Raw genomic sequence first — 16139 nt, forward strand, 5'->3', positions numbered from 1 at the left:
AAATGAGCCTGAGCCGGTGGTCCGGCAGGCACTAATCACGTCGAAAGCGCTTTCGCGTCCGATTGGCCGGATCATGGCATCACAGGTGGAAGCGATCTCGGGCCTGGCGATGCAGTTACTCGACGACGAGGCGCGGGGTTGGTTCGGCCGGTGACCGCCCTGGGGCAGTGTCGGCATCTACTTTGACCGACCGTGGGCCGATTTTGCGACGCGGCCTGTCCGGTCGTGTTCTGCTGAACCGAGGGCTGTGATCGAGGCTCAACGTCTCTCGGGGCGATCGACGAGGCCGGGCGGATTCTTGGAATTCTCGTCCGACCTGTAGGACGTCGGCGCAGATCCGGTCCATGACTGGAAAGCGCGAGCGAAACTCTTTTCGCTTTGGAATCCTACTGCTTGCGCGATCTGCTTGATCGACTTCTCCGTTCGGCGCAGGAGGTCAATGGCTTTGTCGCGACGGGCTTCATCCTTTAGTGCCTGGAGCGATGTGCCTTCCTCGCGAAGCCGCCGGTAGAGAGTGCGCATTGAAAGGTTGAGTTCTTCCGCCAGCGAAGCGGCCGAATGGTGCCCGCGCTTCAAGCATTCGCGCGCCCGCTGGGCCAGGAGCCGGTCGCGGCGGTACTCGGCCGCAAGGACATTGTCCTCCGCAAGCTCGTTCGGCGCTGCGACGACGACGCTCTCGCTAACGACAGGATGGGCCAGGATTCCCGCCTGGACTTCGAACGAGGAAATGTTCTCGTCGCGCCGGGGGATCACGTTTTTTATGCGGTCGACGAAGAAGAAGTTGCCGTTCTCATCCGTACGGAACGCATCGCCGGTGTGAAACCAGCCATTGCGCCAGGCATGTGCTGTCGCATCCGGGTTCTTGAAATAGCCAGAGTTGAGCGCCCATGGCGCGTCACTGCGGATAATCAGCTCTCCGATCTCGCCTGGCGCAACGTCGCGATCATGCTCGTCTACGATCAGAAGCTCGTTGCCTGGCCGCGCCTTTCCGCACGTCCCCGGCACGGCGGGGTTGCGATCCGAGACGATCGGCGTGTTCACTTCGGTCATGTTGAACAGTGTCCAGACGTCGACGCCGAACCGCTGCGCGAACTCCCGCGAGTCGCCGGGCAGCGGGATCATCGTGACGTTCCTGAGCGTGTGGTTGCGGTCCGCATCCGTCGGTGGCGGCTTCGCGAGGAAGCTGGACATCGCCCCGAGCATGATAGTGTAGGTCGCCTTAGTCGCGTGGACGATCGGCCAGAATCTGTCCGTCGTGAAGTCGCCGCCCAACCCAACGGCTCCGCCACGATTGAGCATCGCTGACACCAGAAGCGTCCCGCCAATATGGAAGAACGGCAGGAAGCACAAGGCGCTGTCGTTTTCGTTTAGCATCGGGTACGACAACGGGCCGCTCATGTGCCATATATGGGCATATGAGCTGACCACACCCTTGGATCTACCTGTCGTCCCCGACGTGTGGATGATCGATTGCGGATCCCACGGCTCGATGGGTCTGGTCAGCGGCGGCACTTCCGAAGGATCGAGATCCAGCGCCGCCAGAGGAATCTGATTGATCCCTTTGATCGGCGATGCCGGTAGACCGGCGACGACGACCGTCCGGATCGAGCCGCGATCGATCTCCCGCAGCCTGTCCAGGAGAACGCTGTTCGTCAGCAGGACGGTAGCGCTCCCGTTCATCAGCACATGGGAGAGGATGCTCCCACGATACGCCGTGTTGATCGGCACATAGACCGCACCTAGCCAGTTGATGGCGAACCAGGCTCTGACGACATCGACCGTATTCGGCATCCATACGTTGACGTTGTCGCCTTGCTTCACGCCAATAGATGCAAGCCCGGCTGCGAGCCCCTGCACCGACATGCAGAACTCGCCATACGTCGTTATCGAGCCGTCGGGAAAACGCAGAAATGGCCGCTCCGGGTGCGCCGCGGCCCGGCGTTCCAACACGCAGCGCAGGACCGCTTCGCTGCGATCGGGAACGCGCCTCGACTTGATCACTATTTCGCCACCCAGACCGGATCACGCTTCTCGGCGAAGGCTCTGGCGCCTTCGAGAGCGTCCTTGCTCGCAACGAGGACTCGCAGAAGCCGGTCGTTTGCTTCCCAACACGCGTCTTCATGAACGGTGCTGGCGCATCGGCTCAGTTCGAGGCTGGCTTCCAGGGACAGCGGCGCATTGCGGGCGATGGCCTGCGCCAGTTCGATAGCCGCAGCGTCGGGCGCCTCATCGACGAGCCTGTTGACTAGGCCGAGCCCATAGGCACGCTCGCCGCTGAACCAGTCGCCGGTCAGAAGAATCTCGTTGGCGATGGCGGGCGGAACGCGCTGCCCGATCCGGAATGCGCCGCCGGCGCCGGCTATGAGGCCCCTCTTGCTCTCAGGCAACCCGAACTTCGCTGTCCTGGTCGCGATTGTCATGTCGCATGCCAGCATCAGTTCGAACCCGCCAGCCAGTGCCGCCCCCTGAACTGCCGCGATGACCGGCTTTCGCCGCGAGCGACTGACAAAGCCTCCGAGCCGACCCGGTCCGAAGAGGATGTCCTCGGCCTCGCCGGTCGAAAAGGCCTTCAGGTCCATGCCGGCGCAGAACACCGCACCGCTCCCGCGCAGCACCGCGATCCTGAATCTGTCGTTCCGCTCGAACTCTTCGGTGGCATCCCGCAGCAGAGCGCAGGTTTCCGCATCGATCGCATTTCTCTGTCCGGGGCGGTTCAGGGTGATGAGCGCCACCTCCCCCAACTCGTCGAACAGGACTTTCGCATTCTCGCCCATTGGCGCATCTCTCCGTTGTGACGTCACAGCAGCCTCGCCTCGGTCGCCGCGCGCAACTCGTCCTCGGTGACGCCATCGGCCAGCTCCACGATCTTCAATCCGCCTTCGACCACGTCCAGAACGCCGAGATTGGTGATGATGCGGTCAACGACTCCGGCGCCCGTGAGCGGCAGGGTGCAGGATCTGAGAATCTTCGATTCCCCGTGCTTATTGGCGTGGTCCATCACGACGATCACGCGGCCGACGCCGGCGACGAGATCCATCGCGCCGCCCATGCCCTTCACGAGCTTGCCGGGGATCATCCAGTTCGCAAGATCGCCCTTCTCGCTCACTTCCATCGCGCCGAGGATTGCCATGGCGATCTTGCCGCCGCGGATCATGCCGAACGACAGCGAGCTGTCGAAGTAGACTGAGTGCGGAAGCTCGGTGATCGTCTGCTTGCCGGCGTTGATCAGGTCGGGATCTTCTTCGCCCTCGAAGGGAAACGCGCCCATGCCGAGCATGCCGTTCTCCGACTGGAGCGTCACCGTGACGCCTTCGGGGATGAAGTTCGACACCAGTGTCGGGATGCCAATCCCGAGATTCACATAGGTGCCGTCCTGAAGCTCCCGCGCGGCGCGCGCGGCCATCTGCTCGCGGTTCCAAGGCATTACGCTTCCTCCCGTTTGCGCACCGTGCGCTGCTCGATACGTTTCTCATGCTCGCCTTGAATGAGTCGGTGCACAAAGATGCCCGGCAGGTGAATTCCGTCGGGATCGAGCGATCCCACGGGCACGATCTCCTCGACCTCCATCACGCAGACCCGGCCACACATGGCCGCGGGCGGATTGAAGTTGCGCGCGGTCTTGCGAAAGATCGCGTTGCCGCTCGCGTCTGCCTTCCAAGCCTTGACGATGGACAGGTCGGCGAAGATGCCCTCTTCGAGGATGTAGGTCTCGCCTCGGAACTCCTTGTGCGCCTTCCCTTCAGCAATCACTGTGCCCACGCCGGTTTTCGTATAGAATCCCGGAATGCCGTGACCACCCGCGCGCATCCGCTCGGCGAGCGTGCCCTGCGGGTTGAATTCGATCTCGAGCTCCCCGCTCAGATACTGCCGCATGAACTCGGCATTCTCGCCCACGTAAGAACTAATCATTTTGCTGATCTGGCGCGTGTCCAGCAGCTTGCCGAGGCCGAACCCGTCAACCCCGCAGTTGTTCGATGCGATGGTCAGGCCCCTCACGCCGCTCTTAACGATAGCGTCGATCAGGAGCTCGGGGATGCCACAAAGCCCGAAGCCGCCGGCAGCAACCAGCATTCCGTCGTGGAGCAGACCATTCAACGCCGCGGCTGCGTCCGGATATATCTTGTTCATTCCTGAGTTCCTTTCGACCGTCTGAAGACGAAGGCTTGCGACGAGCGGTCGCCGCGCGTGACTTCGTGTGACCAGGCAAGTCCGGTGCGCGGCCAACGAGTTTGGCCGTCACTCGCTCCAAGCTTCCAGGCGTGCTTCCGTCTCCGCTATATTGCGAAGCTCGCGCGAATGAGCTTTCCGGTGGTCGTCATAGGCATCTTCTCGATGAAGCTGGCGACGCGCGGATATTCATGCGCGGCGAGACGCGATTGCACATGCTCGGCGATTTGCTCGGCTCTCTGCCGCGTACGCGAGTGCGCCTCGGTATGGGCTATTTCTCCTTTCCCTCCTTTTGGTTTTTTGCCAATGAAGGAAGCCGTACGACGCGACAGAGAATTTTTGTTGCCAACGTGGTTGCAAATCGTGCCAAGGTGAAAAGATGAAGCAGGTCGCTGCAACACCGGTCGCCTTCGTCAGGGCTATGGTCTTAGCCTATGAGATGTATGGAAAAGACCCCGAGCCGGCGCTCCGGCAAGCACATATCAGCCCACAATTACTTTCGCTTCCGAACGGCCGGATCACGGCATCACAGATGGAAGCGATCTCGGGCCTGGCGATGCAGGAGCTCGACGACGAGGCGCTGGGGTGGTTCAGCCGACGGCTGCCTTGGGGCAGTTACGGCATGCTATGCCGTGCATCGCTGACCTCCCCGACGCTTGGCGTCGCGTTGAAGCGCTGGTGCCGTCATCACCGGCTCCTGACCGACGACCTCGTTCATAGATTGACCGTGACCGGTGGGGTCGCCGAACTGGTCATCCAAGAGACGCGCGATCTGGGCCCGATGCGCGAATTTTGCCTCATCACGAGCTTGCGGTACGTTATCGGCTACGCGTGCTGGCTGATCGACTCCCAGATCGCTCTCGACGAGACAGCCTTCACGTTCGCCCCCCCGCTGCATTCGGACGTCTACCCACTCCTTTTCTCGCCGGGACCAGTTCGCTTCAGCGCAGACCGGACCGGCTTTCGCTTCGACGCGCGCTACCTGAATCTAGCGCCACGGCGCGACGAGCAGTCGATGACTTTGATGTTAAAGCGTGCATTACCCCTGACCGTGTTGAAGTACCGCCGGGACCGGCTGTTGGCCCAGCGTGCGCGCGAACGCTTGAAGAGCGGCGTCCATTCAACCGCTTTGCTGGCCGATGAACTCAACCTTTCAGTGCGCACTCTCTACCGGCAGCTCCAGGAGGAAGGCACATCGCTCCGGGCCCTGAAGGATGAAGCTCGGCTCGACAAAGCCATGGATCTGCTGCGCCGAACCGAGAGGCCGATCAAGCAGATCGCACAGGCCGTTGGATTCCAGAGCGAAAAGAGCTTTTCCCGAGCCTTCCGGTCCTGGACTGGATCTGCGCCCACGGCCTACAGGTTAAGTCAGCGTCCATCAGCTCCCGAAAACGCAGTCAATCGCCTCGCAAGACATTGAGCGGCGATAGCAGCCCTCGGCCCGTCAGAGCGTGGCCCGACAGAGGAAGCTGCAGAATCAAATTGTAATTCCAGAAAGTGGGTTTGTTTCGCCTATCTTTCCTCATTTTCTACAAATCCAGCGACTAGCTCGATCTGTTCAAAGGTGTTCAGGCCCGGCGCATGTCCACAATTCGAAACATCAATCACGTGGGTGTTCGATCCATTGCGGGACATCCACTGCGCCGTCTCGACGGACAATACATCCGAGGTTTCTCCGCGCAGTACAAGTGTGGGCACGGCAATGGATTTATAGGTGTCCCATTGCTCGAAATCGCGCGGATGATCAAACATCTGCTGGACAATTTTAGGATCGTAGTGGGAGGTAAAACTCCCGTCCGGAAGGCGGCGCGACAACATTTCTGCCATTCGAGTCCATTGTGCGTCGCTATGCCATCCGAAAGGCTTATAAATCGTGCGAAGGTATTCTTCGAATTCGGTCAACCTAGAAAATGACGGCGGATTCCCAACGTACTGCTTGATCCTCTCGAATGGCCCTTCCGGCAAAGTTGGGCCGATGTCGTTTAGGACAAGCCTCGTAATCCGCCCGCGCAGTGGACCGCCGGCCACGAAAATTCCAAGGGCTCCACCCATCGACGTCCCTACCCAGGCCGCCTGCTCGATCTCCAGTGCGTTGAACAGCTCAACGGCGCATTTGGCGTATGAACCGAAGTTGTAGTCCTGCCCTGGTGCCATGCTCCATCCGGAAAGGCCTCTCCCGATCGTATCCGGGCAAATAACTCGATGCTTATCTGCAAGCCGACGCGCCAGATCGTCGAAGTCCCGACAATTTCGCGCCAAGCCATGCCACATTACAACGACGGGACTTTGGCGACCTCCCCACTCAAGATAATGAATTTGATGTCCGTCGCATTCGACATAGTTGGAGAGCGGCAACACCAGCGGTGCTAGACTCATTCTGCCCATTCCTTTCCGAACCGGAGCCTGCGAGCGTAACTCGTGTCTCGTGATGAGCCGACCAGTAGTACATTTGAGAAACGGTACACGCTCAAAACAAACCGAGGCAACAACACCGCCGATCCTCTAGGAAGAACGGAAGAAATGGAAGCCCTCAAGAGATTTCGGCGAGCGCCGGCGCAGTCCGACCTCTGTAGTGCGGCGCTCAAGTCTAAGCGGCGTCCTGCCACCCCCAATTATTGAATCCTATTCAATACTACATGCAAATCTGCGATCTAATCGCGGTACCCCAGTTGCACTAAACGTGTCGGAGACGTCGCTCGACCGTGACGCCCTCGACCATGTCCGAGCGGTCTGGGGGGTGCACGGCTGGGCTATCTGGCTGCATTAGACGCACTTTGTTGCTTTTTCTCGGGAGGGAGACGCACCGGCAACTCGCCGCGAGCCGGATCAAGCGCCGGATGGACAGTGCGTCCTTCCAAATATCCGGAAGAGTCAGGACGTCTGAATTTCCGATGAAGCGCGACCGGTCTTATTGACGATCGCCTCAAGTTGATACCCCGCAAGGAGGAGAATGATGAAGCTTACCGTCAACAGCCGAGAGGTAGCGATCGACGCCGATCCCGCCATGCCTCTGCTTTGGGCGCTGCGCGACATCGTCGGGCTGACCGGCACAAAGTTCGGCTGTGGAGCTGCACTGTGCGGCGCCTGCACCGTGCACTTGGACGGCGAGGCCATCCGCTCCTGCATCACGCCTATCTCCGAAGCCACAGGCAAGAAGATCACCACGATCGAAACGGCAACTGATGGCACCGACCGCATCGGCGCTGCCGTGCATGCAGCGTGGGTCAAACACGACGTGGCGCAGTGCGGATACTGCCAGAGCGGCCAGATCATGAGCGCGATCGCTTTCCTCAAATCGCTGCCCCTCGGCAAGTCACCGACCGCAGCCGAGATCGACTCGGCGATGGACGGCAATATTTGTCGCTGCGGTACTTATTCCCGCATCCGTGCCGCCGTGAGCGACGCCGCGCGCACACTCGCTTGAAGGAGCCGCCATGTTGCCCAACATAAAGTCCGGCGATCTACCGAACGTAGCAGAGCGCCTGATGGGGAACAGTCGACTCGATAAAGCTGTCACGCTGCCGCGCCGCAGCTTCCTCAAATTGGCAGGCGCTGGCGGTCTGGCTCTCGGTGCGTTTCCTCACTTGCTAATAGCGCAGGCTACCGCACAAACGGCGAGCGCACTCAAGGCGACCGAACAACCGTCGGCGTTCGTACAGATCGCCGCCAATGGCGAAGTGACCGTCACGATCAACCGGCTGGAATTCGGACAGGGCGTGCAGACCGCGTTGCCGATGATCCTGGCTGAAGAACTCGACGCCGACTGGAGCCTGGTACGCAGCCGGCATGGTTCGAATGACGGTGCCTACATCGACCCGCGCTTCGGCATTCACCTGACCGGCGGCTCCAATTCGATCAAGAACAGTTTTGCGCAGTATCGCGAGCTTGGCGCACGCGCGCGGGCCATGTTGCTCGGTGCCGCCGCTGCGCGCTGGAACGTGGATGTGGCCACCCTGCGCACGCAGTCCGGTACGGTGCTCAATCCGGATGGCCGCAAGCTCGGCTACGGCGAACTGGCCGAGGCCGCGATGGCGCAGCCGGTGCCCGAGAAGGTCACGCTGAAGGATCCCAAGAATTTCCGTATCATCGGCCGCCCGACCCAGCGCCTCGACGCGCGCGCCAAGAGCAGCGGGCAGCAGGGTTTCGGTATCGACGTTCGCCTGCCTGGCCAACTGACGGCGGTGGTCGCACGCCCACCTGTGTTCGGGGCGCGCCTTGCCTCGGTGGACGACGGCGCGGCGCGTGCCGTGAAAGGCGTGAGGGCTGTGCTGCGCGTGCCTCTGGACCGCGGCGCCGAAGGCGTGGCGGTCGTGGCAGATGGATATTGGCAGGCTACGCAGGGGCGTGAGGCGCTAAAGCTTCAGTGGGACACGTCGGCAGTCGAGAAGGTCGACACCGAACGGCAACTGGTCCAGTACCGCGAGCTCGCCAGTCGCGCAGGCGCGCGCCAGTTCGACGCCGACATGACCCCGCTCGACACAGCGCCGCGGCAACTGGAAGCAGAGTTTGTGTTTCCATATCTCGCCCATGCGGCGATGGAGCCGCTCAATTGCACCGTTCAGCTCTCTGAGGGCCGCGCCGAAATCTGGACCGGCAGCCAGTGTCCCGGTCTCGACGGCGCCGCGGTCGCGCGCGTGCTGGGATTGAAACCCGAGCAGGTCGAGGTCCATGTCCAGATGGCCGGTGGCGGCTTCGGCCGGCGCTTTTCGAGTAGCAGCGACTTTGTGGTCGAGGCCTGCGAGATCGCCAAGGCGGCGCGTGCTGCCGGCCTGAACGCACCGTTGCGCACGCTGTGGAGCCGTGAAGACGATATGCGGGGTGGCTACTACCGCCCCATGCATTTGCACCACGCGCGCATTGGCTTCGACGAGCGCGGTAAGGTGCTGGCCTGGGACCACGTCATTGTCGGGCAATCCATCACTACGGGCTCGGTGTTTGAGCAGTTCCGAGTAAAGAACGGTATCGACGTCACGGCGACCGAGGGCATGCGGGATCCCTACGGACTGCCGATGAGGCTTACCGCACATCACCCCAAGCTCAACGTGCCGGTGTTGTGGTGGCGCAGCGTAGGTTCTACCCACACCGCGTTTGTGATGGAGAGCCTGATCGACGAGATCGCCCGCACCACGAAGCAGGATCCGGTGACCTACCGAATGGATTTGTTCGGCGACAAGCACCCGCGCCATCGCGCCGCGTTGCAGACGGCGGTCGAGAAAAGCGGCTACGGCAAAAAGCTCCTGCCCGCCGACCGCGCCTTTGGCGTGGCAGTGCACGAATCCTTCCAAACCGTCGTGGCCTATGTAGTGGAAGCATCGGTACGGGACGGCCGCCCGATACTGCACCGGGTAACTGCAGGCATTCACTGCAATCTGGCGGTGAACCCGCGCACCGTGGAAGCCCAGTTACAAGGCGCGGCCGTCATGGGCCTCTCGATGTGCCTGCCAGGCGCGGCTATCACGCTTAAGGACGGTGTCGTCGAGCAAGGCAATTTCGACGGTTTCACCGTGGCCCGCATCACGGACATACCCGAGTTCGATGTCCACATCGTGCCCAGCGCAGAGCCGCCCACGGGCATGGGTGAACCGGGTCTGCCGCCGCTGGCACCCGCCTTCGCCAATGCCATCGCGCGGCTGACCGGCAAGCCGTTGCGACAGCTTCCCTTCAACCTCGCGTGAGGTGGAAGGTGACAAACAGGACGGCGTGGTGCTGCGCGATGCGCCTTGCGGACAACAAGGCGACGGTGCGCGCGCTCGCGAGACTGGCGAGAACTCATCTGCCCGGCATGTTTGCAAAATTGCCCTATGAGGGCACGCGTTCGTTCGTAATTCTTGTTCGAGGAAAGTGATGAAAAACAACGGAGGAAAACAATGAACAACAACAGATGAACAACAGCGCCGGCAGCAGTCAATGGGGGCTCAAAGCGGAGCCGTGAAGCGTCAGTTACCAAGAATCGTTGGGGGGATACCATGAGAGTCGCAGTGAAGGCAGGTCTACTCTGTGCGTTAATCGGTGCAGGGACAGTTTTTCCGCCGGGTCGAAACCAAGCAGCAGCACAGACGGTGTTTTCGACGATCCAGGCATTCGGTGATAGTTTTGCGGATACCGGCAACCTGATCAAGATTGTCGGGCCTTTACCAGCCTATCCGACCGGGCGTTTCAGCGGTGGCACCAACTTTGTCGACACCACGTCGCTCCTGCTGGGAATTCCTCAAACGAGTTACGCCATCGGCGGCGCCCAGACGGGATCACTCAATAGCGTCGGTCCGGGTGTTCCGGGGTTTGCTCAGGAGTGGCAGGGGTTCATTGCCTCAGGAAAGAGGATTGCGGCCTCCGATCTTGTGGAACTAAGCATGGGCGGTAACGACGCCCGTGCGTATTATCTGGCTGGCGGCGCACCGGCTGGCGTGCCCGCGGCTGTCACGGTGAGCGTCAATCAGACGATGGCTGGCATCAACGCACTCGTCGGGGCAGGTGCCCGCAACCTGGTTTTTGCGACCCTGGACGTCGGTCAATTCCCGGAAGCTGTCGGAAATCCCAATGCGGCGGTCGGCTCGGCGTACAACCAGGCCTACAATGCCCAAATGCAGGCGGCGCTCGCCGGCATTGCACGTTCCGGCGTGCGCGTTGAACTGATCGACGTTCCCTTGCTCGTAAACCAGATCAGCGCGAACCCTTCACGTTACGGAGTCGCGAATCTCGGCGCGTGTCCCGTGACCTGCATCGGAAATACGGCGCTGCAAAACCAATACCTGTACTATGTCGACGGCATCCATCTGACGTCGCTCGGAAACACGATTGTAGGCGAATACATTGTCAATCGCCTCAACGCGCCACTCACGCTGCCGGCGCAGGGAGACCTCGGCAGGTCGTCGGCAATGGGCTTCGCCTCCACGTTGTTCGGCAGGCTCGATAATTTTCGGGAGATGACGATGGTATCCTCGGCGATGAACGCTTACGCCGCGTACACCAAGGTGCCCTACCCCAAGGGACCAATAGCAGCGCCGGCCAATCCATGGTCGTTCTATATGCTGGGCAACGGTGCCTATAGCGATCGTCAGGCGACGGTTGCGTCCAACGGCTTCAATCTCGACAGCGTCGGCGGCACCGCCGGTATCGAGTATCGTATCAACAACAATGCCTTCATCGGCGGGGCGTTCGACTACTCCAATCCAAAAGCGAAGTTCTTCAACAATGCCGGCACCACCGAAGCCAACGCGTACCAATTCGGTGCCTACGGCGCATGGACCAGCGCGCACTTCTTTGCCCAAGGCCTCGCCACCTTCGGCTGGCAGAATTATCGCAACACTAGATCGGGCGTTGTCGATACCATCACCTCCAATCCCGATGGAACGAGTTTCGTTGCCGCGGGCAAGGTCGGATACCTGTTTGATGCCGGTAATTCGCAGATCGGTCCGATCGGCGGGCTGACCTACGCCCGCGCTAGGGTCAACGCATATACCGAAGCCGGGGATCCCGTGCTGACCCTGAATGTCGGCCAGCAGACGGCGGAAACGCTGATCGGAAGCGTCGGCGCCCAGTTCCGCTTTCCGTTCATGCTCTCCGGCCGGTTGATCAACCCTTATATCAACCTAACAGCGGACGATGACTTCATCGGCAACGGGCGGATTATCCAGTTCGGAGCGACTTCAGCACCGCTGATCATCAACAACTGGACGGTGCCGAACGCGACATCGCAACACATCTATGGTCGCGTCGCGGCTGGTGTAGTCGCCCCGGTATCGAGCAACGTTGCGCTGACCGCGAACGTATCACAAACCTTCGCGCGTCAGGGTGGCAATGATTTCTACGGAAATGGCGGCCTCAAAATCTCATTCTAAACGCTTGAGACGGAAGCCGTGGGTCGATCGGTACTGGGTCGCTACACCGAATCAGCCCTCCACTTTCGTCTTTGGTGAAGAGTGACAGACGCAAGGAGATATCGATGAGACTGACTACCCTCGCCGTCGCGCTGATTCCCGCGCTCTCGATCGCGGGATCCGCCGTCGCAAGGTCGCCAGTAAACTGTCAGGCGTCTTCGACAGCCGAGATCGAGCGCCAATTTTCCGCTTTTAACGCGGCTTGGGCGACCAAGGATCCCGACAAGGTCGCCCGACTATTTACTCGCGATGCCGTCCTGCTTCCAACCGTATCTAACAAGACGCGCACAAGTCCGGAGAGTGTGCGGGACTACTTCGTCTCTTTCCTGAAGAAGAATCCGTCAGCGCGGATCGACACAAGCACAATCAAACTCGACTGCAAGACCGCGTCTCGTGTGGGTGAGTGGACTGTCACGCTAAAGGACGATTCCGGAGCCAGCCAGGACGTTAAGGCCCGCTACAGCTTCATCTACCGTTTTGATCGCGGCAGTTGGAAGATTGATCACCTGCACTCATCAATGATGCCGGAAAAGAATGAAACAAAGTGAGGCATTGGTAGGGCGGTGAAGTTCGCCGCCCCACCGCCTCTCGCGCGTCAGGGCGGTGTCGATTTCTGGAGCCGGCCGTTTAACGAGAACCGTCGGGCGGGGATTCGATCGGAGGCTCGGAACTGGACGAGCGTTCGAGTAGCGCGACGCAACTCATCCGCTCGATTCGGAAGTCGTGGGAAACGAAGCAATGGACCAGCCACGCACGTCCCGGGCGCGCGCTGTTGATTTGCAGCAACTCCGGTTTGCCGTCGCCGCCGCAGATTACGGGAGTATTCGGCAAGCCGCGGACTCGTTGTCCGTTCGCCATTCAATCCTGAGCCGATCTATTCGTCAGCTTGAGCATCTGATCGGCGCCGACATGTTTGAGCGTTCGGGCGGAGGCGTAAAGCCAACACCAGTGGGGCGAAGCGTTCTCTGGATGGCCAGATTAATTCTGGAGCAAGTCGACGTTCTCGTCGCAACTGCAGCATCGAATGGACGCGGGGAAGCTGGCCGCCTTTCGATCGGTTTTTGTACCTCGATTTCCGCGGGCAATCTGCGAGCGACACTGACAGAACTCAAGAGCCGATTTCCTCGGATCGAGCTCGCAACCGTCGAGCGATCTCGAACACGGCTGGCAACTGCACTGCGAAACGGTACGGTCGATATACTTGTCGTAACTGGAGAGGTGCCACTGCCCGACAATAACGTTCGCCCGCTCTGGAGCGAGCGCATCCTGGTTTCGCTGGCTGAAGACCATCCATTGGCCGCGCGGAGCGTAATTTATTGGACGGACCTTCGGAACGAGACCGTGCTATTGAGCCAGCACGATCCCGGACGTGAGCTTGAGGATCTCGTGATATCAAAGCTTGTTTCTCCTGAAGATCGCCCCAGGATCGAGCGCCATGATGTCAGCCGAGGAATCATCAAGAGCCTTATCAGCATGAAGCTTGGGATCAGCTTGGTTTTGGAATCGGATGTTGGCGCGAGCTTTGCGGGCTTGGTCTATCGCGAATTGCGCGACGGGACCGGGTCGACACGGTTTGACTTTTCGGCGCATTGGCGGGCCGATAACAGCAACCCTGCCCTGAAAAGCCTTCTCAAGCTCTTGGCCGAACGCTATCCTTCGGTTACGGCGCGTGATTGAGTCATGCGGCGCCGTTTTGCGAATTCACGATCAGTGGCCATGAATCGCGCCAGCATCGGCGCTATCAGCTTACCCGGATCGCTGACCGCCTGACCCGTTTCTCGCGCAAGAGCTGCCGCGTAAGCGACCAGATCCCGGTGCACGGAAGCCGGCAATTCAACGCTAACCTTGACCGGTCTCTCGTCTGGAAGCGCCCCTATCTTGAGCTTGGTCATGTCACCCTCTGTATGGCTCGAGAACGAGATCCCGATTGACGATGACACGGACTGGAAATCCCGGACGAATGGTCAGCGTCGGCTGAATATTGAGGCTACGGCGGACAACCTGTTGGCCGGTTTGATTCAGTGAATCCCCCGCTCCGCGTCGCAGGGCCTGGATAATGGCACTGTCATTGCTGTTTGTGTCCGAACCCGTACCGAGCTCGGTACCGACGGCCAGCAGCGTCGATAGAGCAGCAGCCTTGAACAGCTCGCCCCAATGATTGTCGACTTCATCTTCCAACCCTGAATACCCAGCCGCATCGGCACCTGGCTGCCGCTCCAGAACGATTGAACGACCATTCGGCATGATCAAGCGGGTCCAAACCAGCAGGACGCGAGATTGGCCGAACGCAACTTGGCTGTCGTAGACGCCGATTAAGCGCGCTCCTTGCGGGACAAGCAGAAGGCGCCCGGTCGGCGAATCGAATACGTTTTCCGTCACCTGCGCGGTGATTTGACCCGGAAGGTCCGACCGAATCCCGGTAATCAATGCTCCCGGAATGACAGTACCGGCCTGCACAATATATGGTGAAGCCGGCCTGGTGACGCGGTCGGGGCTTACTGTACGGCGATCCACGGATGCATTGACAAAGGCGAGCTTCCTGTCCTGACCGCTTTGCGTCGATCCTTCATCGCTATTCGTGGCCGGGATCAATGGAGCAGATCGGTCGCTCCCCAGAGCCGCGACAGCAGGTGGCCGCACTTCTCTCCCATTGGAGGAAGCGAACAAGTGGCTTACGCGGGCCGCTTCGGTTTCCTGATCCCGGCGCTGCTGTTCTGCATCCGGAGCCGTGGTGCCAAAGGTTGGCGACTGCCCCTGAGCAGCAAGGATCGGCCGGCCAAGGTCGCCAGGAAGTGGCGGACCAAGCTGCGGGATGGCTTGGCGCGGAACACCCGCATAGTCCTTCGGTAGCGTCGTAACACCATCAGCAATATTGTGATGCTCAGTGCTGTAGAGTTCGTCGGCGACTTGATTTCGGGATCGATTGCTTTGGAGAGACCACAACACTGCGCCGCCGATGACGAACAAGGCAACCGCGCTCCCTCCGGCCAGGATCTTCCGTGACAGACGCGTCACGCGCGGAGGCTCCGCTCTTAGCCGGAAACTACTGGACTGCTCGTCCGGTGTTTGCGGCTGAACCGCCTGCTCGCGATCGTTCTGGGTGTTCATGACGACGGCCTCCCGTCAGTCCTGACAATTCTGACCTTCTGCTGGTGCTCACCGCCGAGCCTCAATTCTGCGGCGGCAAACAACCGATCTACGATCAGCACGTTGCCGTACGCGCGATAGTTGACGAGTTGGGTCTTTCCGTCGGGGCCGATGACGAAGAGCGGCGGCATCTCGCCCTGGACAATTCCTTGCGGGAATTCGACGTAGACCTTGCGGCCATCATCGTACGCTGAAAGCGGCCGCCACGGTGGGCTGCCCCCTTCGATTGCGTAACGAAAGACACGCTGGCCCGGATCGGGAAGAACAGGTCTGAGAGTGGCCGCTCGCGATCGTTCGCGAACGGTTTCCGGATAGTACCATGCAACGGATGGCATGTATGGCCGCTCGCGGGAGCGGAGCTCGATCAGGTAGGTGCGCCGGTCGGTATTGACGACAAGGTTGGTTTCGATCGAAGCCCGCGTCGGCTTGACTAGGATATGGACGCGTCGCGCGTCACCACTTCCGCTCTCGGTATCGCCCACAACCCAGCGTACTGTGTCGCCCGCCGCGATAGGCCCTGATCCGGTCAGTTGCTCTCCCTCCTCGAGCGCAATATCCGTGATCTGGCCAGGTGCAGCGTAGACCTGGTAGAGCGCGCCCGGGCTGTACGCGTAGATCTGGGCGGCGTTGAAATACCCTCGCTTGCGCGGCTCGACGCGAGACGCTCCGTTTGCCGTCTCAACCCGGCTTACAGGTTCGGCCTCCTCTTTTGCTCCTGACTTGCCGCCAAGAGCTGGTTTCCAAAGCGGAGGAACGTGAAGCGGTTTCGATCTGTCGTCGACAGGCACTGGAGGGGCTGGCAACGCCGGCACTTCAGCGTCATAGCTGATCTCCGGCGGAATATAGGTCGCGCAACCTCCAAGGGCCGACGTACAAAGCAGCAGGGCGGACAAAACCGCTCGCTTTGAGGTTACGAAACCGGCGTTGAGCCTGCGGTGAGTAATGGAA

At 60.5% G+C, this 16139-nt stretch carries 15 protein-coding genes; 7 read left to right on the plus strand and 8 right to left on the minus strand.

Translation table 11 applies throughout. The features are described 5' to 3' along the window. Positions 1 to 258 precede the first annotated feature (258 nt). From XH83_RS22235 to XH83_RS22250, 4 genes are read right to left on the minus strand one after another with little or no spacing between them, the layout of a single operon-like run. Positions 259 to 2001 (minus strand): AMP-binding protein, encoded by a 1743-nt coding sequence (locus tag XH83_RS22235; protein WP_194402877.1) that lies wholly within the window; start codon positions 1999 to 2001, stop codon positions 259 to 261. Beyond that, the gene (locus tag XH83_RS22240; RefSeq protein WP_194402878.1) at positions 2001 to 2774 is read right to left on the minus strand and encodes an enoyl-CoA hydratase-related protein; all 774 of its coding nucleotides are present in this window, start codon (positions 2772 to 2774) and stop codon (positions 2001 to 2003) included. The genes XH83_RS22235 and XH83_RS22240 overlap by 1 nt, the downstream gene beginning before the upstream one ends. Before the next feature lie 23 nt (positions 2775 to 2797). After that, complete coding sequence (locus tag XH83_RS22245; RefSeq protein ID WP_194402879.1) at positions 2798 to 3424, minus strand: CoA transferase subunit B; 627 nt, start codon at positions 3422 to 3424, stop codon at positions 2798 to 2800. Beyond that, a complete protein-coding gene (locus XH83_RS22250; protein ID WP_194402880.1) occupies positions 3424 to 4128 on the minus strand; it encodes a CoA transferase subunit A in 705 nt (234 codons plus the stop codon). The genes XH83_RS22245 and XH83_RS22250 overlap by 1 nt, the downstream gene beginning before the upstream one ends. Before the next feature lie 101 nt (positions 4129 to 4229). On the opposite strand from XH83_RS22250, the gene XH83_RS22255 reads away from it, so the two are divergent. Next, positions 4230 to 4550: a hypothetical protein gene (locus XH83_RS22255; RefSeq protein ID WP_194402881.1), complete on the plus strand. Its 321-nt coding sequence runs from the start codon at positions 4230 to 4232 to the stop codon at positions 4548 to 4550. Next, the gene (locus tag XH83_RS22260; protein ID WP_194402882.1) at positions 4547 to 5587 is read left to right on the plus strand and encodes an AraC family transcriptional regulator; all 1041 of its coding nucleotides are present in this window, start codon (positions 4547 to 4549) and stop codon (positions 5585 to 5587) included. The genes XH83_RS22255 and XH83_RS22260 overlap by 4 nt, the downstream gene beginning before the upstream one ends. A gap of 92 nt (positions 5588 to 5679) precedes the next feature. Here XH83_RS22260 and XH83_RS22265 read toward each other — a convergent pair whose 3' ends face one another. Next, positions 5680 to 6543 (minus strand): alpha/beta fold hydrolase, encoded by an 864-nt coding sequence (locus XH83_RS22265; RefSeq protein ID WP_194402883.1) that lies wholly within the window; start codon positions 6541 to 6543, stop codon positions 5680 to 5682. A gap of 574 nt (positions 6544 to 7117) precedes the next feature. Here XH83_RS22265 and XH83_RS22270 point away from each other — a divergent pair. The 5 genes from XH83_RS22270 (at position 7118) to XH83_RS22290 (ending at position 13721) form a co-directional block, all read left to right on the plus strand. Further along, the gene (locus tag XH83_RS22270) at positions 7118 to 7591 is read left to right on the plus strand and encodes a (2Fe-2S)-binding protein (RefSeq protein WP_194402884.1); all 474 of its coding nucleotides are present in this window, start codon (positions 7118 to 7120) and stop codon (positions 7589 to 7591) included. 61 nt (positions 7592 to 7652) lie between these two features. Then, a complete protein-coding gene (locus XH83_RS22275) occupies positions 7653 to 9842 on the plus strand; it encodes a molybdopterin cofactor-binding domain-containing protein (protein ID WP_371746366.1) in 2190 nt (729 codons plus the stop codon). A gap of 384 nt (positions 9843 to 10226) precedes the next feature. Then, entirely contained in the window at positions 10227 to 12005 is a 1779-nt protein-coding gene (locus XH83_RS22280) for an autotransporter domain-containing protein (RefSeq protein WP_371746114.1), read from the plus strand. Between the two features lie 104 nt (positions 12006 to 12109). Further along, a complete protein-coding gene (locus XH83_RS22285; protein WP_194402887.1) occupies positions 12110 to 12592 on the plus strand; it encodes an SgcJ/EcaC family oxidoreductase in 483 nt (160 codons plus the stop codon). Positions 12593 to 12782: 190 nt separating this feature from the next. Continuing rightward, a complete protein-coding gene (locus XH83_RS22290) occupies positions 12783 to 13721 on the plus strand; it encodes a LysR family transcriptional regulator (RefSeq protein ID WP_194402888.1) in 939 nt (312 codons plus the stop codon). Here XH83_RS22290 and XH83_RS22295 read toward each other — a convergent pair. From XH83_RS22295 to trbG, 3 genes are read right to left on the minus strand one after another with little or no spacing between them, the layout of a single operon-like run. Further along, a complete protein-coding gene (locus XH83_RS22295; protein ID WP_194402889.1) occupies positions 13694 to 13936 on the minus strand; it encodes a DUF2274 domain-containing protein in 243 nt (80 codons plus the stop codon). The genes XH83_RS22290 and XH83_RS22295 overlap by 28 nt on opposite strands. A gap of 1 nt (position 13937) precedes the next feature. Further along, positions 13938 to 15152: a TrbI/VirB10 family protein gene (locus XH83_RS22300; protein WP_194402890.1), complete on the minus strand. Its 1215-nt coding sequence runs from the start codon at positions 15150 to 15152 to the stop codon at positions 13938 to 13940. Further along, positions 15149 to 16135, minus strand: a complete 987-nt coding sequence (gene trbG, locus XH83_RS22305) for a P-type conjugative transfer protein TrbG (protein WP_246776512.1) — start codon at positions 16133 to 16135, stop codon at positions 15149 to 15151. Before trbG ends, XH83_RS22300 begins: the two co-directional genes overlap by 4 nt. Positions 16136 to 16139 lie beyond the last annotated feature (4 nt).

The organism is Bradyrhizobium sp. CCBAU 53351 (assembly GCF_015291745.1).
In the GTDB taxonomy this organism is placed as follows: Bacteria; Pseudomonadota; Alphaproteobacteria; order Rhizobiales; family Xanthobacteraceae; genus Bradyrhizobium.